General features: G+C 59.7%; 21 protein-coding genes. 15 read left to right on the forward strand and 6 right to left on the reverse strand.

Annotated elements, in window-relative coordinates:
* Positions 1-10 precede the first annotated feature (10 nt).
* From GRI65_RS00095 to GRI65_RS00125, 7 genes are all read left to right on the forward strand, one after another.
* Complete coding sequence (locus GRI65_RS00095) at positions 11-766, forward strand: SDR family oxidoreductase (RefSeq protein ID WP_160754516.1); 756 nt, start codon at positions 11-13, stop codon at positions 764-766.
* A 72-nt stretch (positions 767-838) separates the two neighbouring features.
* Positions 839-1,603 (forward strand): SDR family NAD(P)-dependent oxidoreductase, encoded by a 765-nt coding sequence (locus GRI65_RS00100; protein ID WP_160754517.1) that lies wholly within the window; start codon positions 839-841, stop codon positions 1,601-1,603.
* Positions 1,603-2,364, forward strand: coding sequence for an SDR family NAD(P)-dependent oxidoreductase (locus GRI65_RS00105; RefSeq protein WP_160754518.1), 762 nt, complete (start codon positions 1,603-1,605; stop codon positions 2,362-2,364). The genes GRI65_RS00100 and GRI65_RS00105 overlap by 1 nt, the downstream gene beginning before the upstream one ends.
* A 27-nt stretch (positions 2,365-2,391) precedes the next feature.
* A complete protein-coding gene (locus tag GRI65_RS00110) occupies positions 2,392-3,732 on the forward strand; it encodes an aromatic ring-hydroxylating oxygenase subunit alpha (protein WP_160754519.1) in 1,341 nt (446 codons plus the stop codon).
* Positions 3,732-4,703, forward strand: coding sequence for a thiamine pyrophosphate-dependent dehydrogenase E1 component subunit alpha (locus tag GRI65_RS00115; RefSeq protein WP_160754520.1), 972 nt, complete (start codon positions 3,732-3,734; stop codon positions 4,701-4,703). Before GRI65_RS00110 ends, GRI65_RS00115 begins: the two co-directional genes overlap by 1 nt.
* Positions 4,704-4,714: 11 nt before the next feature.
* Positions 4,715-5,725 (forward strand): alpha-ketoacid dehydrogenase subunit beta, encoded by a 1,011-nt coding sequence (locus GRI65_RS00120; RefSeq protein WP_160754521.1) that lies wholly within the window; start codon positions 4,715-4,717, stop codon positions 5,723-5,725.
* 5 nt (positions 5,726-5,730) lie between these two features.
* Positions 5,731-7,134, forward strand: coding sequence for a dihydrolipoamide acetyltransferase family protein (locus tag GRI65_RS00125; protein WP_160754522.1), 1,404 nt, complete (start codon positions 5,731-5,733; stop codon positions 7,132-7,134).
* A gap of 21 nt (positions 7,135-7,155) precedes the next feature.
* Here GRI65_RS00125 and GRI65_RS00130 read toward each other — a convergent pair whose 3' ends face one another.
* From GRI65_RS00130 to GRI65_RS00140, 3 genes are read right to left on the reverse strand one after another with little or no spacing between them, the layout of a single operon-like run.
* Complete coding sequence (locus GRI65_RS00130) at positions 7,156-7,458, reverse strand: putative quinol monooxygenase (RefSeq protein WP_160754523.1); 303 nt, start codon at positions 7,456-7,458, stop codon at positions 7,156-7,158.
* A 25-nt stretch (positions 7,459-7,483) separates the two neighbouring features.
* Positions 7,484-7,774, reverse strand: coding sequence for a putative quinol monooxygenase (locus GRI65_RS00135; RefSeq protein ID WP_160754524.1), 291 nt, complete (start codon positions 7,772-7,774; stop codon positions 7,484-7,486).
* 12 nt (positions 7,775-7,786) lie between these two features.
* Positions 7,787-9,142 carry an aromatic ring-hydroxylating oxygenase subunit alpha gene (locus GRI65_RS00140; protein WP_160754525.1) on the reverse strand — a complete coding sequence of 452 codons (1,356 nt, stop codon included), beginning with the start codon at positions 9,140-9,142 and terminating at the stop codon, positions 7,787-7,789.
* A gap of 179 nt (positions 9,143-9,321) precedes the next feature.
* On the opposite strand from GRI65_RS00140, the gene GRI65_RS00145 reads away from it, so the two are divergent.
* From GRI65_RS00145 to GRI65_RS00165, 5 genes are read left to right on the forward strand one after another with little or no spacing between them, the layout of a single operon-like run.
* Positions 9,322-11,787, forward strand: a complete 2,466-nt coding sequence (locus GRI65_RS00145; RefSeq protein WP_160754526.1) for a TonB-dependent receptor — start codon at positions 9,322-9,324, stop codon at positions 11,785-11,787.
* A gap of 13 nt (positions 11,788-11,800) precedes the next feature.
* The gene (locus GRI65_RS00150) at positions 11,801-13,696 is read left to right on the forward strand and encodes an outer membrane protein assembly factor BamB family protein (protein ID WP_332872567.1); all 1,896 of its coding nucleotides are present in this window, start codon (positions 11,801-11,803) and stop codon (positions 13,694-13,696) included.
* Between the two features lie 44 nt (positions 13,697-13,740).
* On the forward strand, positions 13,741-14,901 hold the full coding sequence (locus GRI65_RS00155) for an acyl-CoA dehydrogenase family protein (RefSeq protein ID WP_160754527.1): 1,161 nt from the start codon (positions 13,741-13,743) through the stop codon (positions 14,899-14,901).
* A 1-nt stretch (position 14,902) separates the two neighbouring features.
* The gene (locus GRI65_RS00160; protein WP_160754528.1) at positions 14,903-15,226 is read left to right on the forward strand and encodes a Rieske (2Fe-2S) protein; all 324 of its coding nucleotides are present in this window, start codon (positions 14,903-14,905) and stop codon (positions 15,224-15,226) included.
* Positions 15,223-15,858: an FMN-dependent NADH-azoreductase gene (locus tag GRI65_RS00165; protein WP_160754529.1), complete on the forward strand. Its 636-nt coding sequence runs from the start codon at positions 15,223-15,225 to the stop codon at positions 15,856-15,858. The genes GRI65_RS00160 and GRI65_RS00165 overlap by 4 nt, the downstream gene beginning before the upstream one ends.
* Before the next feature lie 9 nt (positions 15,859-15,867).
* Here GRI65_RS00165 and GRI65_RS00170 read toward each other — a convergent pair whose 3' ends face one another.
* On the reverse strand, positions 15,868-16,326 hold the full coding sequence (locus GRI65_RS00170; RefSeq protein ID WP_160754530.1) for a MaoC/PaaZ C-terminal domain-containing protein: 459 nt from the start codon (positions 16,324-16,326) through the stop codon (positions 15,868-15,870).
* 160 nt (positions 16,327-16,486) lie between these two features.
* On the opposite strand from GRI65_RS00170, the gene GRI65_RS00175 reads away from it, so the two are divergent.
* Genes GRI65_RS00175 through GRI65_RS00185 form a run of 3 tightly spaced genes read left to right on the forward strand, consistent with a single transcriptional unit; the run spans position 16,487 to position 19,442 of the window.
* On the forward strand, positions 16,487-17,008 hold the full coding sequence (locus tag GRI65_RS00175; RefSeq protein WP_160754531.1) for a VOC family protein: 522 nt from the start codon (positions 16,487-16,489) through the stop codon (positions 17,006-17,008).
* 11 nt (positions 17,009-17,019) lie between these two features.
* The gene (locus GRI65_RS00180; protein ID WP_160754532.1) at positions 17,020-18,654 is read left to right on the forward strand and encodes a class I adenylate-forming enzyme family protein; all 1,635 of its coding nucleotides are present in this window, start codon (positions 17,020-17,022) and stop codon (positions 18,652-18,654) included.
* Complete coding sequence (locus GRI65_RS00185) at positions 18,651-19,442, forward strand: SDR family oxidoreductase (protein ID WP_160754533.1); 792 nt, start codon at positions 18,651-18,653, stop codon at positions 19,440-19,442. The genes GRI65_RS00180 and GRI65_RS00185 overlap by 4 nt, the downstream gene beginning before the upstream one ends.
* 3 nt (positions 19,443-19,445) lie before the next feature.
* Here the strand turns inward: GRI65_RS00185 and GRI65_RS00190 are convergent, their stop codons facing one another.
* Together GRI65_RS00190 and GRI65_RS00195 are read right to left on the reverse strand one after the other, a co-directional pair.
* Positions 19,446-19,979, reverse strand: coding sequence for a VOC family protein (locus tag GRI65_RS00190; RefSeq protein WP_160754534.1), 534 nt, complete (start codon positions 19,977-19,979; stop codon positions 19,446-19,448).
* Positions 19,980-20,030: 51 nt separating this feature from the next.
* Positions 20,031-20,900: an SDR family oxidoreductase gene (locus GRI65_RS00195; RefSeq protein WP_160754535.1), complete on the reverse strand. Its 870-nt coding sequence runs from the start codon at positions 20,898-20,900 to the stop codon at positions 20,031-20,033.
* Positions 20,901-20,911: the final 11 nt, after the last annotated feature.

Genomic DNA, 20,911 nt, shown 5'->3' on the forward strand with positions numbered 1-20,911 from the left:
AGGCATTAGCATGGGACGTCTGGATGGTAAAATCGCACTTGTCACTGGCGGAGGGTCCGGCTTGGGCAAAGCAGATTGCGTGCAAATGGCCGCCGAAGGGGCGTTTGTGTATGTTACCGATATCGACGAACCGGCAGCCCGGGCAGTAGCCGACGCAATTGGCGCCAACGCTGCCGCGCTCAGGCATGATGTAGCTTCCGAAGCCGACTGGCAGGCGGTTTATGCGCGAATCGTCGACGATCACGGGCGGCTTGATATCTTGGTCAACAACGCTGGCATCGTGGTGGTCGCCGACCCAGAGGAAACCACGCTCGACCAGTTCGAAAAGGTCATGCGAGTCATGTGCACCGGAGTTTTTCTGGGGTGTAAACTGGGCCTGCCATTACTGGCGAAATCGGCATCGGGTTCGATCATCAACATGTCGTCTACCGCTAGCCATATCGGTTATCCTCCGTTCTTCGCCTATTCGGCGGCCAAGGGTGCAGTCCGATCCATGTCGAAATCGATTGCCGTCCATTGTCAGGACAAGGGATACAAGGTTCGCTGCAACACGTTGCATCCTTCCTCCATCGAAACACCGATGGTGCAAGGGGCGGAAGGGCGCACCGGGGAAGTGCATGAGATACCCGGCGGGGTTCTACCCGCCGGTGCAACCGGGTCACCCAGCGATGTGGCGAACCTGGTAGTGTATCTGGCGAGCGACGAAGCGCGGTTCCTGACCGGGGGCGAGTATATCATCGACAACGGCCTCACCATCAGGCCTTGACCCGGCTATGTTAAAAACATGCATGATTGTTTTTTATATTGAATGGAGGCGTCTGTCGCCTATAGTGCCGGGATGAAGAAACACCGACGTCACGCGATGGTAATCGGAGCTTCGAGCAAGGGCGGTCTGGGCGAAGCTGTTGCCCGCCGGCTCGCTGCGGATGGCTGCCGTGTAACCGTGGCTTCGCGCAACACCGCCGCGCTGGATAGCCTCGCGGCCGAACTTGGCGGTGCGAGCATTGCTTGTGATATTACCGAAGAAGCCTCGATCGAAGCCATGATCGCTACCTCCGGTCCGATCGACATCCTCATCAACGCAGCTGGCACGACCGAGGCAGGCAGTCTGGCACGGATCGAGCGCGAACGGGTCGATGCCCAGATGGCGGTCCATTACACGGCGAATGTCCTGCTGCTGAAACATGCGATGAGGGTGATGCCGTCCGGCAGCGCCATTATCCTGTTTTCATCCTTGGTTGCCCGGCTACCGGGCGCCGGGCTGACTACCTACAGCTGCGCCAAGGCAGCTATGGACCAACTGGTCCGCATCGCGGCAATCGAACTGGGGTCCAGGAACATTCGGATCAACGCCGTTGCGCCGGGTTTTTCTCAGACGCCGATGACCAAATCGATCTTTGACGCCCCTGAAATTCGCGATCTATATCTGTCCGACGTTCCGCTGGAGGGGCGCGGCGTGACCCCTGATGAAGTGGCGGCGGCTACCGCATGGCTGGCCGATCCCGCTTGCTTCATGACCGGTGAAATTATCCAGCTGTCGGGCGGCGCACAATTGGGTAGGCTGCCGACGGCCCGTGAACTGAAACAAGCAAGGAATAGCTGATGGATCTGGGATTGAAGGGCAAGAAGGCGATCATCGTCGGCGGCGCGCGGGGCATCGGTTATGCCGTCGCGGAACTGTTCGCCCGCGAAGGCTGCGATGTGGCGATCACCGCCCGAAACGAGGATTCGGTGAAGGACGCCGTCGCCAACCTCAAGAAATACGGTACGAAGGTGGTCGGATCGGCCTCAGACGTGTCCGAAGGCGATGACTTCAAGGCGTGGATGCAGGGTGTTGTCGAACAGCTCGACGGGTGCGATATCCTGGTTCCGATCAGTTCCGCCGGTGGCGGATTGGGCAGTCTCAAATATTGGCAGAAAGCGTTCGACGTGGACGTTATGGGTCCTGTCCGCGCTATCGACGCTGTGCTGGAAGGGATGATCGAGCGCGGCAGCGGTTCGATCGTGTTGATCGCCACAACTTCCGCAAGCGAGGCAATGGGCGGCCCGCAGGCGTACAACGCTATGAAGGCGTCCCTGATCACCTATGGCAAGCAGCTTGCTCTGGCCAATGGCAAGCACGGTATCCGCGTCAACGTGGTGTCGCCCGGACCAGTCGAGTTCGAGGGCGGCAATTGGGAAATGCTGAAGGGTGCGATGGAAAAATTCTATAACGCCATGCTCCGTCAGCAGCCACAGGGCCGTTTCGGCAAGCCCGAAGAAATCGCTCGCGCCATCGGATTTCTCGCCAGCCCGGCAGCCAGTTGGTGCAACGGGTCGCACCTCGTGGTCGATGGCGGTTTCACCCAGCGTACCCATTTCTAGAACGGCGCAGGACGGACAGCCCGGACCATGGATGTAAAACGCCGCCAGGATATTACACGTTCGAAGCCGGAAGACCGGCCCGGCGGCACGCCTGTCGAGCAGGCGCCGGCCCCGGAACTTGGTACAGCGCTGATTCCGGCCGAACGCTACACTTCGTCCGAATTCATGCAGCTGGAATGGGATCGGATGTGGAAGAAGGTCTGGCTGCTGGGCGGGCGGTCGGACGACATGCCCGAACCGGGCAATTACATCGCGACCGAAATCGGCAAGGAATCGGTTCTACTGGTGCGCCAACTGGATGGCAGCGTGCGCGGTTTCTACAATGTCTGCCTTCACCGCGCTAACCGGCTGAAGCCTGACGGCATCGGCACGGTCGAAGATGACATGGAATTCAAGTGCCGGTACCACCACTGGGCCTACAGCCTGAATGGCGGCCTCAAGCATATCCCTGACCTCGACACTTTTCCGCAAGGCGCCCCGCCATGCGGACGCATTCCCGAAATCCAGGTCGCCGAATGGGGCAGCTTCGTCTGGTTCTCGCTCGATCCGGAAGCACCGCCGCTGGAGGTATATCTCGGGATCATCCCCCAGCATCTCGACCCGTATCATTTCGAACGGATGGCATGGACAAGGGACATCACCGTCGAATGGGATTGCAACTGGAAGACCAGTGTCGATGCGTTCAACGAAACCTATCACGTGCAAGGTATTCACCCGCAGCTGAAGTGGTACCTCGACGATATAAACGTCCAGTACGACTGCTATGACCGGCACACGCGGTATCTGATCCCGTTCGCCGCGGTCAGCCCACGCGTATTGCTGCCATCGACCATTCCGCCGCTGATCGCGGGGATCATGGAAGCGGCGGGGATGGACCCGGCGGAATACGAAGGTCCGATCACCGGCATCCGCCGCGCAGTGCAGGAATTCAAGCGCGAGCACGGGCCGAAGCAGGGCAAGGACTATTCGGAACTTAACGACGATCAGCTGACCGACGATTATCATTATACGATCTTCCCGAACGTTTCGATGAACGTCCATGCCGATGATGTGATGATGTTCCGGCAGCGGCCCCATCCGACCGACCCGAACAAGATGTTCTACGACATCTGGATGTTCGAACTTGTGCCGGATGGTGAGGAATGGCCCGAGCGGCCCCGGCACCAGCTGTTCAGGCATGGCGACCGGTCGATCGGCCAGGTCCTCGACCAGGATGCCTTCAACCTGCCGCATGTGCAGAACGGGATGAAGAGCGAGGCATTCGAAGGTCTCTGGATCGGCGACCAGGAAGTGCGGATCCGCCACTTCCACAAGACACTGAGTGATTATGTTTACGGCCATAATGGGCCGGGCGAAGGGGATTTCTGATGCAACTATCGCGCGATGCACTGCTGCACGCCTACCGCCAGATGGCAACCATTCGCCAGTTTGAAGAACGCCTGCACGAAGAAATCAAGACCGGCCAGATTCCCGGCTTTACCCACCTTTATTGCGGTCAGGAAGCAGCGGCCGTGGGTGTGTGCGAGCATCTGGATAATGAAGACATGATCGTCTCCACCCATCGCGGCCACGGACATTGCATTGCCAAAGGCTGCGATGTGACCGGGATGATGAAAGAGATTTTCGGCAAGCGGGACGGACTCTGCAAGGGCCGAGGTGGCTCGATGCATATCGCGGACACTACTATCGGCATGCTCGGCGCGAACGGCATCGTCGGGGCGGGCGCACCCCAGGCCGTGGGTGCGGCGATTGCGGCAAAGCTCGACGGCAATGGCAAGGTGGCGATTGCATTTTCGGGCGACGGTGCCTGCAACCAGGGCACAACTTTCGAAGCTATGAACCTGGCTGTCGTGGTCGGTGTGCCGGCGATCTTCGTATTCGAGAACAACCATTATTCCGAGCACACCGGTGTCGGGTATGCGGTCGGCACGAGCCGCGACATCGCCAGCCGCGCCGAAGCATTCGGAATGAAGGCGTGGCGCGCCAATGGCTGCGATTTCTTCGACACCTACAAGGTGATGGGAGAGTTGCTCGATTACGTCCGCAAGGAAGGAAAGCCTGCGGCGATCGAGCTCGATACCGAGAGGTTCTACGGCCATTTCGAAGGCGATCCGCAGCGTTACCGCGCCAAGGGCGAGGTCGAGCGCCTGCGCGAAACGCGCGATGCGCTCAAGATTTACCGTGACCGCGTCGGCGAGTTCGGGCCGGTCGACATGGCCGAACTTGATGCGATCGACTCCGAGACGGCGGCGATGATTGATGCAGCGGTTTCGGAAGCGCAGAACGCCGAGCCCTGCGATCCCGCACACGTCACCGAAGACGTCTACGTAGCGTATTGAGGAACACAGCCGTGGCAATAATGACAATCCGCGATGCGATCAACGAAACCATCCGCGAGGCGATGCGACGGGACAAGGACGTCATCATGCTCGGCGAGGACATCGCCGGGGGTGCAGGAACTGCGGGCGGGCAGGAAGCGATCGGCGGCATCTGGGGCACATCGGTCGGGCTGGTGGGCGAATTCGGCCCCGAGCGGGTCATCGACACGCCGATTTCCGAAAGTGCCATAATCGGCGCCGCCGCCGGGGCGGCATTGGCCGGCAAACGCCCGATCGCTGAATTGATGTTTTCCGACTTCATCGGGGTTTGCGGCGACCAGCTGATCAATCAGATCGCCAAGTTCCGTTACATGTTCGGCGGCAATACCCGCTGCCCCGTAGTGGTGCGGCTGATCTACGGCGCGGGGATGAATTCCGGCGCGCAGCACAGCCAGGCATTCTACAATCTTCTGACCGCGATCCCGGGATTGAAGGTCGCACTGCCGACCACACCCGCCGATGCCAAGGGGTTGATGAACGAAGCGCTGATGGGTGACGATCCGGTGATGTTCTTCGAACACAAGGCACTGTTCGGCAAGAAGGGCGAGGTTCCCGAGGGCCTGCACCGGGTTCCCTTCGGCCATGCCCGGATGGCACGTGAAGGTGGCGATGTGACCATCGTGGCGTTTGGACGGATGGTCAGTTTCGCGGAGAAAGCGGCCGATGCGCTGGCCGAGCAGGGAATCGGCTGCGACGTGATCGATCCGCGCACCACGAGTCCGCTTGATGAAGAAGCCATTCTCGACAGTGTCGAGCAGACCGGCCGGCTGGTGGTGGTGGATGAAAGCCCGCCTCGCTGCAGCATGGCAACAGACATACTGGCGCTGGTTTCGGAAAAGGCTTTCACCAGCCTCGACGCACCTCCGCAAATGGTCACCGCACCGCACAGCCCCGTTCCGTTTTCCAAGGAACTGGAGCGGGCGTGGGTTCCCAGCCCGGACGCCATCACCGCCGCCGTGCGCCGCACGCTGGATTGGGGATAGGTACGATGGCCGACCTCAAGCCGTTCACTATGCCCAAATGGGGCATCGAAATGACCGAAGGCACGCTTGCCAAATGGGAAGTCGAAGAAGGCAAACCCTATGCCAAGGGTGACCTGCTGACGCTGATTGAAACCGACAAGATCTCCAACGAGGTCGAAGCCGAAGCGGATGGCTGCCTGCTCCGGCTGATCGCCGAGGAGCAGGAAACTTACGACGTCGGAGCCTTGCTCGGCGTTATCGGGCCGGTCGGTACGCCGTCAGCAGAAGTGGATGCCTTCATTGCCGCCTTCGTACCGGCAGGCGGCAGTGAGGCACGCGAAGTAACTGCAGGACCTGCGCCTGCCAGCAAATCCGAACTGGAAGCCGTGAAAGCCGGTACGATCGCCGAGGATGTGGCAATATCGCCCGCCGCCCGGATTGCGGCCGGAGCCGCTGGTCTGGCCCCTGCGGACATCGCCGCCACCGGGCGCAACGGCAGGATTACGAGGCAGGACGTTGACCGGGCGATCGCAGGTCGCCGTGCGCCTACGCTGGTCGGGGTCATCGACGCGCCGGGACAGGAAGAGGCTTTTGCCTCCCCCTTGGCGCGGCGGATCGCAGTGCAGAACTCGCTTGATCTTGCAGGTATTGAAGGCACCGGTCCGCGCGGGCGGATTTGCAAGGCTGATGTCCTTGCGAAAATTGACAGCAATGCACCGAACGCCGCAGAAGTTGCTGCAGTCGCCGCGTCGCCGACGGTTAACGATGGTGAAGTCGAGATCATCAAGATGTCGGCAATGCGGCGTACGATTGCGCAGCGATTGACCAGCGCCAAGCAGGATATTCCGCATATCTACCTGCGCCGCCGTGTTCGGGTCGACCGGCTTATCAAACTGCGCGACCTGGCGGGCAAGCCGGGCACAATCAACGATTACCTGATCCGCGCCTGCGCTCTCGCTCTGCGCGAAGTGCCGGCAATCAATATCCAGGTCCATGGACAGGAAATTCACCGTTTCACACGCGCCGATATTGCCGTCGCGGTTGCGACGGACCGCGGGCTGATTACCCCGATCATCCGTCAGGCCGACAGCTTTGGTGTCGCAGATATCGCCCGTCAGGTTGCTGCGCTGGCCCAGCGGGCGCGGTCGGGGAAGCTGGAGCCGTCGGAATATCAGGGCGGTACGTTCAGCCTGTCAAATCTGGGCAGTTTCGGGGTCGAGGAATTCGACGCGATCATCAATCCGCCGCAGGGCGCGATCCTGGCGGTGGGCCGCGCGCGCCCGGAACCGATCGAAGATGATGGCGCGATCAGGGTGGTGCCGGTCCTTCACCTGTCGCTCAGTTGCGACCACCGGGCGATCGACGGGGTGGACGGGGCGCAGTTCCTGGAAGCGTTGGCAAACCTGATCGAGGCGCCGGACCAGCTCTAGTCCGGCCACCCCGATCCAGACCTACTGCCAGGATTTAAGGTACTGGATTTCCATCTCGCTCTCGAGGCATTCAAAGATTGGCGGTACCAGCCTGTCATGGAAATCGATGTGCATATGCGTGTCGAAAGCGGCCTCGTCCTTGAATGTGGCGACGCAGTAGAACAGGTCCGGATCGTCGTCTGATTGGAGCAATTCGTAGACCCACGCGTCGGGTTCCTGTTCTTTCACAAGTCCCTTCAGTTCGGTCTGCAGAGCGATGAATTCGTCCCGCTTCTCTGGTTTGGTACGCAAGGTTGCGATGAAGGATTTTCCGGGGCTGCTCATTATGCGTCGTTCTCCGTGATGGCTTTCAACTTTCGATGTCGAACAGATATTCGCGGGTGTAGCTGCCGTCCATGCAGTCCAGCATCTTCTGGATGATCGGTGCGGAGGCCGGATTGGCCTGATGAGCCTGGTCTGCCGCCTCGTCGGTAAAGCTTTCGAACACCCCGAATGCGTGCGGTTCCTTCAGGCGGTAGAATTTGTACCGAAGCGTATCGGGCTCCTCCGCCGCTACCTGTTCCATTTGGTGAATCAGGCCAACGAATTCAGCGTCCTTCTCCGGTTTGACCTTGAACCGGGACAGAAATGTCGTGGGCATGGGCAATCGCTCCTAAGGTTTGGTACCATCGAGATGGCGGTTCAGTTCGACGTGGAAATGGCGGAGGCGCGCTTCTTGCTCGCTCCAAAGTGGGCCGGTGAAACCGCGAGACCTCGAACCCTTCTGAACGATCGGTAGCAGTTCGCTGTCCTGATCCAGCACCTCGCCCAATTCCGGGGGTTCGCCCAGCGGCGTATGCACCACATCGGGTCGGATCATGCCGGATGTATCGGCGTCGGCGGCTAATCCCATCCAAGCTGGTGCACCGTAACCGGGGATGTCTTCCGGTTTGAACATGATGATCGTTTCGTAGGTGAATTGTTCAGGGTCAGAGGGATGCGGCATGAAGCGGTGGATGAACACAGCTTCCGGGTGGCAGCCGATCTGGATGTTGGGAAAGATTCCGTAGATTGTAGAATCGCTCAATTGGGTATCGCTGAACTTCTCATAGCCGAGCCCGTACTGGTCGGACCGGGCACGTTTCGCGCGCTGGACGGCGGCGCGGCATTCGCTGGCCTTGTCCGGGTAATCTTCCGGCGCGAGACCCGCATCGGACAGCATCATCTGGATCCCAAGGTTCACCGAATCCTGATCCGGAAACCGCGGGGAGGGCTGCGCGAAGGGCACGAACTGACGGCTCATCCCGTTGGGAAACAGGTCGATCTGCGTCCGGTCGTCCATTACGCCCTGCGTCTGCGGGTGGACACTATGGAGATGGTAAATCTCGTAAAATGCATCGACCCCGCCCTTCCAGTTAGCGGCCCAGTCGGAGCGCTTGTGCTGCACCACATGCATCTGGTCGATATCGTAAAGGGACAGGTGCTCGGCCACTTCGCCGAGCCATTCGCGGGCGGGCTCGATATCGTCGTTCATCGAAATGAAGATCAACCCGGCCACTTCCTCGCAGCGGACGGATTTGAGGTCGGTGCCGTGGCACAGGACATCCGGGTGGAAGGTCTCTTCGTCCGTGATCGCCACGTTCTTGCCGTCCAGCGCGAATTTCCAACTGTGAAACGGACAGGTGAACTGGTCAGCCGAACCGAAATCGGCGAGCGCAATCTGGCTGCCGCGATGCGGGCAGACATTATAGTGCGCTTTGATCGCGCCGTCGTGACTGCGCACCACGATAAAGGACTCGGTGGCGATATCGTAGCGCAACCAGTCACCTTCCTCGGGGATATCGCTGACAACCCCAGCCAGCAGCCAGGTCCGCGTGAAAACCCTGTCCCATTCCGCCTGTTTGACCGCGGCATCGTAATATTGGGCAGGATCATGAATGTCTGTGCCATTGTCCGGCCGGTTACGTTCGTGATTGAACGGGTGTGGGGTGCCGATGTGAATATCCCAATTACGAAAATCGAATGCCATCAAATCCTCCTGCCGGGTGAGCAACCTGCGATGTTCCAAAGCGTTACCTGAGCCCTAGCAAACTTTTGCGAAGAAAAAAACAAACATGATTGATTGTTATCAGATCCTGTGCAATTCTTTCGGTGAGGGTAAAATAATGGTCGGACCTGTTGGGATCGGCTGCTCACGGGAGAGAGTTCATGATGAAGATGGTAATGCGCTGCGGTGCGGCGACCCTTGCGATAGCGGTCTGCACTTCCTCTGTTGCGTTCGCGCAGGATGCGGACGAAACCCAGGTCGGGGCCGAAGGCACGTCCCCGCGCTCCGGCATCGCGGAAATTGTGGTTACGGCCACTCGCCGCGATTCCGATCTCCAGACGACTCCCATCGCCGTATCGGCCATCGACCAGCAACTGATCCAGCAGGCAAGTGTCGACAATATCGGCGGCCTGGCTGCTTTCGTGCCGAACTTTTCGGCCGAGACCATCACCGGGTTCAACGCGGCGTCTTTCGCAATGCGCGGCGTCGGTCAGAACAACATCATTGTCTATTTCGAACCGCCGGTCGTGGTGCTGGTGGACGATTTCGTCGTTCCCAGCGTCCAGACCCAATTGCTCGACACTTTCGATGTGACTCAGGTGGAAGTTCTGCGCGGACCACAGGGCACGCTGTTCGGCAAGAATTCCACTGGCGGCGCGGTAACCGTGCGCACAAAGCGCCCGGAACTGGACACGATCGGGCTTGAAGGACGCTTCAGCTACGGAAGTTTTGGCAGCGCCGGTGTGAAGGCTGCGGCCAATATTCCGATCGGCGATATCGCAGCGCTCCGACTTGTCGGAGGATATGAAAAGAGCGACGGCTATTACAAGAACGGCGCCTGTTATGGTCCGGTCACCGGTTTCGTCGCCAACAAGTTTCAGGGTGCCGAAGGTTGCCTCAACGGCGAAGACATCGGTGGCAAGGATGTGTGGCAGGCGCGAGCCAAGCTTCTGGTCGAACCCAGCGATACGATCACCGCCCTGTTCCAGTACGAGTGGCTGCGGGACCGGTCCGGCTCGGTTCCTTCGATCAATGAAAATGAACTTTATACCGGGACCGCACCGTTCCTGACCGACCTGCTTGGCCTGAAGACTGTCAATCTGAGCGATGACCCGCTCGACAACGCCGGCATCACGCAGCGCAACGATGCGTTCATGAGCGAAAAGCAGCGGATCAACGTCGATGGACTTTACGCCAATATCGATTTCAATTTCGACATCGGAACGCTGACCTCCGTTACGGGCTGGCGTAAGCAGCAATCGCGGTTGCCGAACTCCTACCCCGGTGTGGTGGCAATTGCGGACGACGGCCAGCCACTGTCGATCTTCGATGCCAGCCGCGACGATAACCGCAAGACGTTCCAGCAAGAACTGCGCTTTGCGAGCGACCTTGGCGGGCCGTTCGATTTCGTCGCCGGTGGGTTTTACCAGAAAGACGATGCTGAGTTCTGCGTGTCGCAGATACTCGGTTTCCTCGACCTGACCGGCGGACCGCTTCCGTTCGGTAACTGGAACGATACGCCGTATATCCTGTGCAACGCGCAGAAGGCCAAGTCGAAAGCCATCTTCGCCGAGGGCACCTTCAAGTTCAACGATCGCCTGACCCTGACAGGCGGTGTGCGACAGACATGGGACGACAAGACCTGGCGCGGCCGCCAGCAGGTTTTCATACCTGAACTGGAGGGAGGCTTCGATCTTGGGATCACGATCGACGAGCCGCTCGACGCGAGTGTTTACGATTATCCGGCCGGTGTTGTCCGGGTCGATTCGGAATCGAAGGAGCTGACCTACCGCGTGAACCTCGGGTTCGAAGCGACCGACGACATCTACATCTATGCAACCCATGCAACGGGGTACAAGGGCGGCGGATTCAATGACCAGATCGGCGGGTTCGCCGCTTTCGGTGCGGATCTCGACGCGTTTGCCGAAGCCGCCCGGCCAACCAATCCGGAAAAGGCGAAAAGCTATGAAGTCGGGATCAAGAGTGAATTTCTCGACAACCGGATCCGCGCCAACCTGACCGGTTTTTATGTCGAATATTCAAATCTGCAGAAACAGCTCAACGTGCCGATCGTGGTCAACGGCAATCCAAACCAGGTCACGATCTTCGTCAATGCGGCAAGTGCTACGGTAAAGGGCTTCGAGGCGGAGCTGACGGCCAAGCCGGTCGAGCAATTGACCCTGCGCGGCGTGCTTGGATATCAGGACGGCAAGTACGACGAATATAATGCGCCTGGTGCGGGATACGATCTTGCAACCGCGCCGCTGGACCGTGCGCCCAAGTGGCAATGGACCACCGATGCGACCTACGCCGCGCCTTTGGGCAATGCCCTGAAGCTCGTCGTTAATGGCAATGTTGCATACCAAGGCCGGAACCTGTTTACCCAGTCGATCGATGAACCGGAAGGCAACACCTTCCTCAATGCCCGGACGCTGGTCAACGCTTCAATCACGGTGTCGGATGCGGATGACCGGTATTATGTCCGGCTGGTGGGCCAGAACCTCACCGACGAACGGTACCGAACGGCATCGCAGAACGTAGCCGGCCTGTGGCTAAACAGCCAATACGGTGCGCCGCGCTATTTCGGCATCGAACTGGGCGTCAACTTCAGCGACCTGGTCCCATGATGGAGGGTCGGGCGTGACAAAAGGGCTGGGTCTCGCAGGCCTGCTGGGCCTGGCCCTATTGGCTACCGGCTGCCAGGATAATGAACAGGGGGCCGGCGGAAGTTCCGAAAGGATGGCCTCGGTCGACGAGTTGCAGACGCGGCAGGGTGAGGGGATCGATCTGGAAACCCATCCCGGGGTCGCCCTGTTCAACGACAACTGTCTCGGCTGCCATTCTGGCACGGTGCCCAAGGCGCCGGCTGTGCTGTGGCTGGAGATGATGGCGCCCGATGCAATCCTCGCCGCGATGGATGACGGGCTGATGAAGCAGCAGGCCGCGCATCTCAGCGAGCAGGAACGGGTTCACATCGCCGAATATCTGGCACGCACAAAGCTGGCAGATTACACGCCGCCGCCTCCTCCAAAGCGCTGTACTGGCGATGCCGCGAAATTTGCCGGTGACGCCCCGGCGAAACTTGGCTGGGGTTTCGACAATAGCCGCTTTGTGCCTGCTGCTATTGGCGGTGTTACCGCTGCCGATGTGCCGAAACTTAAATTGAAGTGGGCGTTCGAATATCCTCATTCGGTGCGCGCCCGGTCCCAGCCGGCGGTTGGTTGGAACACGGTCTTCGTGGGCAGCCAGGACGGCACAGTCTACGCGCTGGATGTGGACAGCGGCTGCGCCAAATGGACATTTCGAGCGAGCGCCGAAATCCGCACCGCGATCATTGCCGACCCCGATAACAAGCGCCTCTATTTTGGCGACGTAATCGGGCGGGTCTATGCGCTCGACGCGCTGACCGGCAAGGAAGTGTGGCGTCGCAAGGTGGACGATCATCCCAACGCCACGATCACCGGAACGCCGTCGCTGAATGGCGGCAGCCTGTTCGTGCCGGTGTCGTCGCTCGAAGTGACTTCGGCGGCTGACCCGAAATACAATTGTTGCACCTTCCGCGGTTCGGTTGCCGCGCTCGACCCTGCGACGGGTTCGATAAAATGGAAAACATACACCGTTCCGGCAAAGCCCAAGGAACAGGGCAAGACCGGCGCAGGAGCCAGGATTCTTGGCCCTTCGGGCGCACCGGTGTGGAACAGCCCGACCTATGACGCAAAGCGCGGGCGGCTGTATTTCGGCTCAGGAGAAAACTATTCGTCGCCTGCCGATGGCAACAGCGATGCGCTGTTCGCGGTCGACGCCAGGTCGGGCAAACGCCTGTGGCAGTTGCAGTTTACCGAAAACGATGCGTGGAATGTCGGGTGCATGATGGGCAATGAAAACTGCCCTGAAGAAAACGGACCCGACCTCGATCTCGCGGCCTCCCCACTGCTTGTGCCACTACCGGGCGGCAAGGACATCATCGTGGTCGGCCAGAAATCCGGCGTTACCTACGGGGTCGACCCGGACAAGGGCACGATCGTTTGGGAACGGCGGCTGGGCCATGGCGGTACGCAAGGCGGGGTACATTTCGGAATGTCGCGTGAAGGTACGACCATTTATGTGCCGATCGTTGACATGGACGATACCTATGACGGGCGGGAATATGATCCCAAGCAAAGCGGTGCAGGTGTCCACGCGATCGACGCAGCCACCGGCAAACTTCTTTGGAGCAACAAGACAAAGGACATTTGCGAAGGTGAGAAATACTGCGATCCCGGCGCATCGTCGGCATCCACCGCAATTCCGGGAGCGGTCCTGGCCGGGCATCTCGATGGCTGGATGCGCGCCTATGACCGGCGCAGCGGAAAGGTAATCTGGAATTACAACACCCGCCAGCAGGTCACGACCGTCAGCGGCGCCAAGGCCTCGGGCGGGGCGATGAGCGGTCCGGGGCCCGCAGTCTATGACGGCCACGTGATTTTCAACAGCGGCTACGGTCTGTATTATCACATGCCGGGGAACGTGCTGCTGGTGTTTGAAAAGACAACCTGACACCAGCGGCTGCACGACCATATCAATACAAAATCGGGAAAACGATGAACTTTACCCTGACCGAAGACCAACGCCAGTTGCAGCAATCCGCGCGCGATTTTGCTCAATCCGAACTTCCTGCGATTGCCGCGCAGCTGGAGCGGGACAACACGCCGGCGCCCGTGGCCCTGATCCGGCAATACGCTGAACTGGGGTTTCTGGGCATCAACGTCCCCGAAGAACTGGGCGGCCTGGGAATGGGAAATCTCGAGGCGCTCATCGTGCTGGAAGAATTCGCCAAAATATCCTCCGCCGTCGCCTTCCCGATTTTCGAATCCAGCGTTGGGCCGGTACGGGCTATCGAGTTGTTTGGATCCGACACGCTGAAAGAGCGGATCGTGCCGGCGGTATGCAAGGGCGAGATGGTGGTGGCCGTTGCGATGTCCGAGCCTGACGCTGGCAGCGCGCTGACCGACCTGAAGACTACAGCCGAAATCCGCGGCGACACGGTGGTGCTGAACGGCACAAAGCGCTGGTGTTCCGGGGGCGGTCATTCCAGTGCGTATCTCGTCTATTGTCGACTCTCGCCAGAAAAGGGCGCCAAGGGAATTGGCGCAGTCCTCGTGGAACAGGGCGCAGGGGGCATGAGTTTCGGGCCGAACGAAGAATTGATGGGTTTCCGCGGGATACCCTCAGCCGACATATATTTCGACGAATGCGAAGTGCCGCTCGACAATGTAGTGGTTCCGGCGGGAGGCTTCCGCAAGCTGATGGAAGCGTTCGATCTCGAACGCTGCGGTAACGCGACAATGTCGATGGCGCAGGCGTCCGGCGCTCTGGAGGATGTGCTGGCCTACGTCCAGGACCGCAAGCAGTTCGGCAAGCCGATCGTCGATTTCCAGGCGGTACAATTGAAACTGGCAGAAATGCAAATGAGCGTTGATGCCGCTCGACTATTAATCTGGCGCGCTGCTTCCAATGCCGAAAATGCCCTGCCATCGGTGCAGGATTCCTCCGTCGCGAAATGTTTTGCCAACAATATATCGCGCGAGGTTACGGGAAATGCCCTGCAATTGATGGGCGCCTATGGCTACAGCAAGGAATTCCCGATGGAGCGCCGACTTCGCGATGCCTGGGGTTGGGGGATTGCGGGGGGCGCGATCGACATCCAGAAAACCAACATCGCCAGTGCCATGATCGGGCGGCGGTTCGACCAGCGACGCTGAAATGGAAGTCGTTGCCCAGCTTGACGATGTTCCGGAAAATGGCACGTTGAAAGTCGCCGCCGGTGGCGAAAACCTGCTGCTCGTCCGCAGCCCGATGGGCATCTTCGCGATTGAGAACATGTGCAGCCACGCCTATCAGGAACTGGATGGCGGCAAGGTCCGCAAGGTGTTTATTTTCTGCCCGATGCACGGCGTTCGCTTCGACATGCGCGATGGCTGTCCGTCTGGTAAGCTGACCGATAAGTCGATCAAGGTTTGGCACGTGGAAGTCCACGGCAAGGACATTCGCGTCGATTTCAGCCGACGGCTGGACAAGGGCGCATGACGCGCGCCCGCCTGCTCCATATCGACGCCAGCCCGCGCGCTGAGCGGTCCCGTTCGCGTGCGGTGGCAGACACGTTCCTGGAGGCGATGGCGGAGCGAGGCGATGCTCCCCATGTCGAGCGCCTGGATGTGTGGACCGCAAAGCTGCCCAATCTTGGCGGCGGGATGATCGAAGGCCGCTATAACTTGATCGCGGGCGAGCCGGTGCCGCCTCAGCTTGCGGCCGCATGGGCCGACGTCCGCCAGCATGTCGACTATTTCCTGTCGTTCGATGCATTCCTTATTACAACCCCGATGTGGAATTTCGGACTGCCGTACTCGCTCAAGCATTTCATCGACGTCGTGACCCAGCCAGGAATGGCGTTTTCCAATGACCGGGAAGGCAATGTCACCGGTCGCGCTGCCGGCAAAAAGGCGATGGTCATTGCAGCCAGTGCGATGCCGATTGTGCCAGGCGGGGAACTTGAGCATTTCGATTTCCAGCTACGCTATCTCGAAAGTTGGCTGGGTTTCATCGGCGTGACCGACATCCACACCTTGCGCGTTGCCCCGACGTATGGGCCGGACAAAACCGTTTCGAGGGCTATGGATTTGGCAAATAAGCGCGCCCGCGCCATGGCCGTGAATTTCTGAGATTTCGGGTCAAACTGTTCGGCGATATACCAGGTTTATGCTGTCGAAACGGACGATGATCTCGTTATTCTGGTTGCGCATTTCATAATGGGTGATGGCCGTCCCGCGTTGTTTACCGCTGGAAGAAAGGGTCAGTGAAACAATTTCCGATGTTACATACACTGTGTCTCCGGCACGCAGGGCAGTCACCAGCCGGAAATCGTCGAACCCGATCCCGCATACGAAATCCACATCGCCGTTAATGGTGTGGTCGAGCTGCCGCCAGATCGCCAGCACATGTACGCCGCTGGCGATCAAGCCACCGAAGTGCGATTCACGCGCCAACTCCGGATCGGCATGAAACCACTGCGGATCGTATTGCCGGGCGAATTCCAGCAACTCCGTTTCGGAAACAGTTCTCTTTGCGGACTGACGGCGTTCGCCAACGGTCAGATCGTCGAACTTTCTGAGGTCTCTGCGCTGGTCCAATTCAGCCCTCTCCGCCGATAACGACAGGCGGCTCGCTATCTAAATAAAAAACAAACATGTTTGACTGTTTACTTGCCATGCAGGCACGCTAACATCTCCTTCGGACCGAGCAAGGTTAATATCGCCAAGATGTTCGCTAGGCCGGTGTGGGAGAGATGAAATGCAGGCGGATCAGCGAATTCTGCAGATGTCCTGGGTCGTGCGCGACCTGGAAGAAGCAGCTTTGCGCTGGCATCGGACTACGGGCATTGGTCCGTTCATCGTCAACCGGCATATTCCCATCACCGGCGGCGTCCATCGTGGCACGCCGCAAAAGACGGATTTTTCCACCGCCATCGCCCAGGCCGGATCGGTTCAGGTCGAATTGGTCGAGCAGCATGATGACAGCCCATCCTGTTACCGCGACATGGTCGCCGCGGGGAACGAGGGCATGCATCATGTCGCGGTGATTGCGGAAGATTATGATGCCGCGGTAGCTCGCTATACCGACCAAGGACATGAAATCGCTTCGTCAGGCAATTTTGGCGAGGTCCGGTTTTGCTACATCGATACTGCCGCCGCTCTTGGCCACATGATCGAAATCCTGGAGGACAGCCGGGCCATCTGTGCTTTCTTCGCGATGATCGCGCGCGCGGCCGAGGAATGGGACGGCGATACTGCCACACTGCTGCGTGAACTATAGGTATTGATGCAATGACCAGTACGATCTTCACGATGGGCGCAATGCTCCGTAACAGCGCAGAGACCAGGGGGCCTGCCGATGCATTGGTGTTTCCGGACCGGCGGCAGAGTCACGCCGAGTTGAGCGCCGCCGCGCGTCGATGGGCGAAGGCGTTCGTTAAATTAGGGATTAAGCCGGGGGACCATATCGGTATTCTGCTGCCGACCTGCCCGGAATTCGTTGAAATTATGTTCGGTGCCGCCATGGCCGGAGCGGTCGCTGTGCCGGTGAACGCCAGGTATCAGCCCGGCGAACTGGCCTATCTGGTCAAGGACGCCGATCTGGTCGCGATGGTGACAACCGGGCGCGTAGCGGATTCGCTCGATTTCGGCGATCGCCTGCTCACCGCACTGCCTTCCCTGGCTGGCGCGCAGGATTGTTGGGCGCTCGGCCTCGCCGAAGCTCCATCGCTGCGGCAGATCGTCTGTCTGGAAGAAGAGTGTGCCGGCCATCTGGTGAGCCGTTCGGCTGTGCTGGCGGCGGGTGAGGACATCACCGATGACGTAATTGATCGACTAATCGACGGTGTCGATCCGGCTGCAATCGCACTCATCCTTTACACCTCCGGCACCACCGCCAATCCCAAAGGGTGCATGATTTCCAATCGTGCAATGGTGGGCAATAGCCGCAATCTCGGCCGGCGATACCAGGTTACGCCTGACGACAAGGTGTGGTCTCCGCTGCCAATCTATCACATCGCCGGGATCCTGCCGATGACCATGATCCTCGACGCGGGCGGCGCCTATCTGACGGTTCCCTATTTCGAAGCCGGGGTAGCGCTCGGCATGCTCCAGGATGAAGGCGCGACGGTTGCCTATCCCAGCTTTGTCACGATCATGCAGGACCTGATTTCACACCCCGATTTCGCGGCGACCGATCTATCCACCATGCGGCTGATGAACAGCAATTTCGCCGTCCAGCCGGCGTGGATCAAGGACGCGATGGTCAAGGCGATGCCGGGCATCATCCATGTCGGCACCTACGGCCTGACCGAAGGGGCCGGCACGGTCTGCACCAGCCGGATAAGCGACGATTTTGAAACCCGTACCGGGCGGCTGGGTGTGCCGCTGGACGATTGGGAAGTCCGCATCGTCGACATGGAAAGCGGGCGCGAATGCGGGTTGGGCGAGAAGGGCGAGATTTGCGCCCGCAGTCCGCACATGCTGTCCGGCTATTACAATGCACCGGAAAAGACTGCTGAATGTATTCGCGATGGCTGGCTGCACACTGGCGATATCGGTTCATTCGACGCGAACGGACAGATCATGTTCCATGGCCGGACCAAGGACATGCTCAAGGTGGGCGGCGAGAATGTCGCTGCGGCCGAGATCGAGGCGGTACTGCAAAGCCACGATGCGGTGAAGTTGGCCCAAGTGGTGGGCATACCGGATGATCGCTATGTTGAAATCCCGGCGGCGTTCATCGAATTGGCGGAAGGGCACGGAGCCACGGCGGAGGAGTTGATTGCCCATTGCAGGGGCTCAATCGCCAATTTCAAGGTGCCGCGCCACGTCCGCTTCGTCACCGAGTGGCCGATGTCGACATCCAAGATCCAGAAATTCCGGCTGCAGAAGGACCTGATCGCAGAACTCGGGATCGGACAATGACCTCACCTGCCAAGGTCGCAGTAGTGATGGGCGCTGCCGGATCGGGAAACATGGGGCAAGCTATTGCCAGCCGCTTCATCGCAGACGGAATGACCGTGATTGCTGCGGGCCGCAGCACCGAGGAACTGCGCGCTTTTGCGGACAGGACGGGGGCGGAATACGGCGCGGCGGATATAACCAGCGAGGATGAGCTCGCGGCACTGTTCGAGTGCATTGCGCAGCGGCACGGCGGGGTGGACGTAGCTATAAACGCAACGGGTTCGGGACTTTTGGTGCCGTTTCTTGATATGACTGGCGAGCAGCTTGAGCATGTAACCCGCCTCCAGTTCATTGGCAGCATCCTGTTTTACCAAGCGGCGCTGCGAGTGATGCGCGATGGCGGCAATCTTGTGCAGATCAGCTCGGCGACCGCGACGATCATGCTGGAGGACCATGCCGCCTATATGGGCACGAAGGCCGGCGCCGATCATGTCATTCGCACGATCGCCAACGAATTCGGCGGGCGCGGCATCCGCGCCAACAGCATCTCGCCCGGGTTCACCGACACCCCGATGACAGCGCGCGCGGCGGCCAATCCCGCGCTGGTCGCCGCATTCGAGCAGGAATATCCGCTCGGCCGGGTCAACACCAAGGAAGACATCGCCAACGCCGCGTCATGGATCGTATCGGACGAATGTTTCATGACCGGACAGAATTTTCAGGTAAACGGCGGCCTCACGCTGCGCCGCAATCCGCGAAATGCGGAACTCGCCGCAGCAGTCCGACTTGCACGCGCTGCGGCCAAATAGCCCTCAGCCGAAGCTACGGATCGGGTCGGACCCATCCCACTCGACCGACGCTTCGGCAATCTTGGCGAACAGGTCGATCATCGCTTGTTGCGGTTCGATCAACTCCACCATGGTTCCGCTGAATTTCTCGTCGGTGCCAAGATAGGCGAAGCGGGATAGCGGCAATTCCCCCTCCATCGCAACGCTGCAACCGGCGGCACGCGCTGCCGCCATCTGCGCGTCGTAGTCGGCGGCGTAGATGCCCAGGTGATGCAGGCCCTCGCGGCCCGCTTCAAGAAAGTCACGGTAGGGGGACGGATCGGGGCCGGGCTGGATCAGTTCGATCTGGAGCGGACCGTTCTGGGCGAGACCGACGCCGGCGAGGACGCCGTGCCGCTGGGTCCGCAGGCCGTGCAATTCCAGCCAGTCGAATTCAAGCGGGAGCGGAAAGCGGAAGAACGGACCGACCCCTAGGATATTGATCCAGTGGTCCAACGCCGCCTCCAGGTCTTCAACGACATAGGCCAGCTGAAATATCTCGCCCTTGATAATTGGCATGGGTCCTCTCCTCAAAACATGATTGGCACGGAACCCCATTCTCCGGGACTTTCAGATACCGTTGGGCTTCTTCCCGCCAAAATATTCAGGTCTGCCTGCAGGCCATACGGCCCCGTTCTGCGCTTGCCCGCCGTCAACCACCAGCATCTCGCCAGTGATGAAATCGCCGGACGGAGCCATCAGATAGACGCAGGCTTCTGCAATATCCCACACATCGCCGCGCTTGCGCATCGGGTTGGCTTCGTGGAACCGCTCGAGCGCATCCGGAGGATATACGCGGAACCCCTCGCTCTCGATCACGCCGCCCGCAACGGTGTTCACTCTGATATTCAACGGCGCCCATTCGGTGGCGAGGGTTTTGGATAGATAGATCACGCCGGCCCGCGCGGCACAGGTGTGTGCGGCCTGCGGCATGCCGCGTTCTACATTGGCCACGATGCCGATAATGTCGCCGGGCTGGCTGCGTTCGCGCCACCGAACCGCGGCGGCCTGCATCATCCACCATGTGCCATTGAGGTTCAGGTCGATTACGGCCTTCCACCCCTTGCGGGTGAAGTCGATGGCGTCCTGCGGGAATTGGCCGCCAGCGTTGTTGATTAAATGATCCAGGCGGCCATATTCTTCAAACACCCGGTCCATCAGCGTATCGACCATTTCCGGCTCGCGGATGGACATGGCGATATCCAGCGGACGGGTGCCAACCGCATGTTCGATTGCATCGCAGGTCGCAGTAAGCCGTTCCTGAGTACGGCCGCAAATGACGACCTTGGCCCCCAGCCGCGCGCACAGAAAAGCTATGCCCTTGCCGATACCGCTACCACCTCCGGAGACTAGGACGACCTGATCGTGAAGGAGATCGCTGCGGTAGACAGTCGGCATCGCCGCCAGTTGTTCATCGTCGAAGCCAAGATTATCGTGCATGCCGTTGGCCT

Origin of the sequence: Allopontixanthobacter sediminis, assembly GCF_009828115.1 — a bacterium.
In the GTDB taxonomy this organism is placed as follows: Bacteria; Pseudomonadota; Alphaproteobacteria; order Sphingomonadales; family Sphingomonadaceae; genus Allopontixanthobacter; species Allopontixanthobacter sediminis.

Excerpts from the sequence above, each read along its gene's own strand:
- GRI65_RS00105 (WP_160754518.1), top strand. The coding sequence starts at position 1,603 with ATGGATCTGGGATTGAAGGGCAAGAAGGCGATCATCGTCGGCGGCGCG.
- GRI65_RS00095 (WP_160754516.1), top strand. The coding sequence starts at position 11 with ATGGGACGTCTGGATGGTAAAATCGCACTTGTCACTGGCGGAGGGTCC.
- GRI65_RS00125 (WP_160754522.1), top strand. The coding sequence starts at position 5,731 with ATGGCCGACCTCAAGCCGTTCACTATGCCCAAATGGGGCATCGAAATG.
- GRI65_RS00160 (WP_160754528.1), top strand. The coding sequence starts at position 14,903 with ATGGAAGTCGTTGCCCAGCTTGACGATGTTCCGGAAAATGGCACGTTG.
- GRI65_RS00190 (WP_160754534.1), bottom strand. The coding sequence starts at position 19,979 with ATGCCAATTATCAAGGGCGAGATATTTCAGCTGGCCTATGTCGTTGAA.
- GRI65_RS00110 (WP_160754519.1), top strand. The coding sequence starts at position 2,392 with ATGGATGTAAAACGCCGCCAGGATATTACACGTTCGAAGCCGGAAGAC.
- GRI65_RS00135 (WP_160754524.1), bottom strand. The coding sequence starts at position 7,774 with ATGCCCACGACATTTCTGTCCCGGTTCAAGGTCAAACCGGAGAAGGAC.
- GRI65_RS00155 (WP_160754527.1), top strand. The coding sequence starts at position 13,741 with ATGAACTTTACCCTGACCGAAGACCAACGCCAGTTGCAGCAATCCGCG.
- GRI65_RS00115 (WP_160754520.1), top strand. The coding sequence starts at position 3,732 with ATGCAACTATCGCGCGATGCACTGCTGCACGCCTACCGCCAGATGGCA.
- GRI65_RS00165 (WP_160754529.1), top strand. The coding sequence starts at position 15,223 with ATGACGCGCGCCCGCCTGCTCCATATCGACGCCAGCCCGCGCGCTGAG.
- GRI65_RS00180 (WP_160754532.1), top strand. The coding sequence starts at position 17,020 with ATGACCAGTACGATCTTCACGATGGGCGCAATGCTCCGTAACAGCGCA.
- GRI65_RS00185 (WP_160754533.1), top strand. The coding sequence starts at position 18,651 with ATGACCTCACCTGCCAAGGTCGCAGTAGTGATGGGCGCTGCCGGATCG.
- GRI65_RS00100 (WP_160754517.1), top strand. The coding sequence starts at position 839 with ATGAAGAAACACCGACGTCACGCGATGGTAATCGGAGCTTCGAGCAAG.
- GRI65_RS00145 (WP_160754526.1), top strand. The coding sequence starts at position 9,322 with ATGATGAAGATGGTAATGCGCTGCGGTGCGGCGACCCTTGCGATAGCG.
- GRI65_RS00130 (WP_160754523.1), bottom strand. The coding sequence starts at position 7,458 with ATGAGCAGCCCCGGAAAATCCTTCATCGCAACCTTGCGTACCAAACCA.
- GRI65_RS00195 (WP_160754535.1), bottom strand. The coding sequence starts at position 20,900 with ATGCACGATAATCTTGGCTTCGACGATGAACAACTGGCGGCGATGCCG.
- GRI65_RS00140 (WP_160754525.1), bottom strand. The coding sequence starts at position 9,142 with ATGGCATTCGATTTTCGTAATTGGGATATTCACATCGGCACCCCACAC.
- GRI65_RS00175 (WP_160754531.1), top strand. The coding sequence starts at position 16,487 with ATGCAGGCGGATCAGCGAATTCTGCAGATGTCCTGGGTCGTGCGCGAC.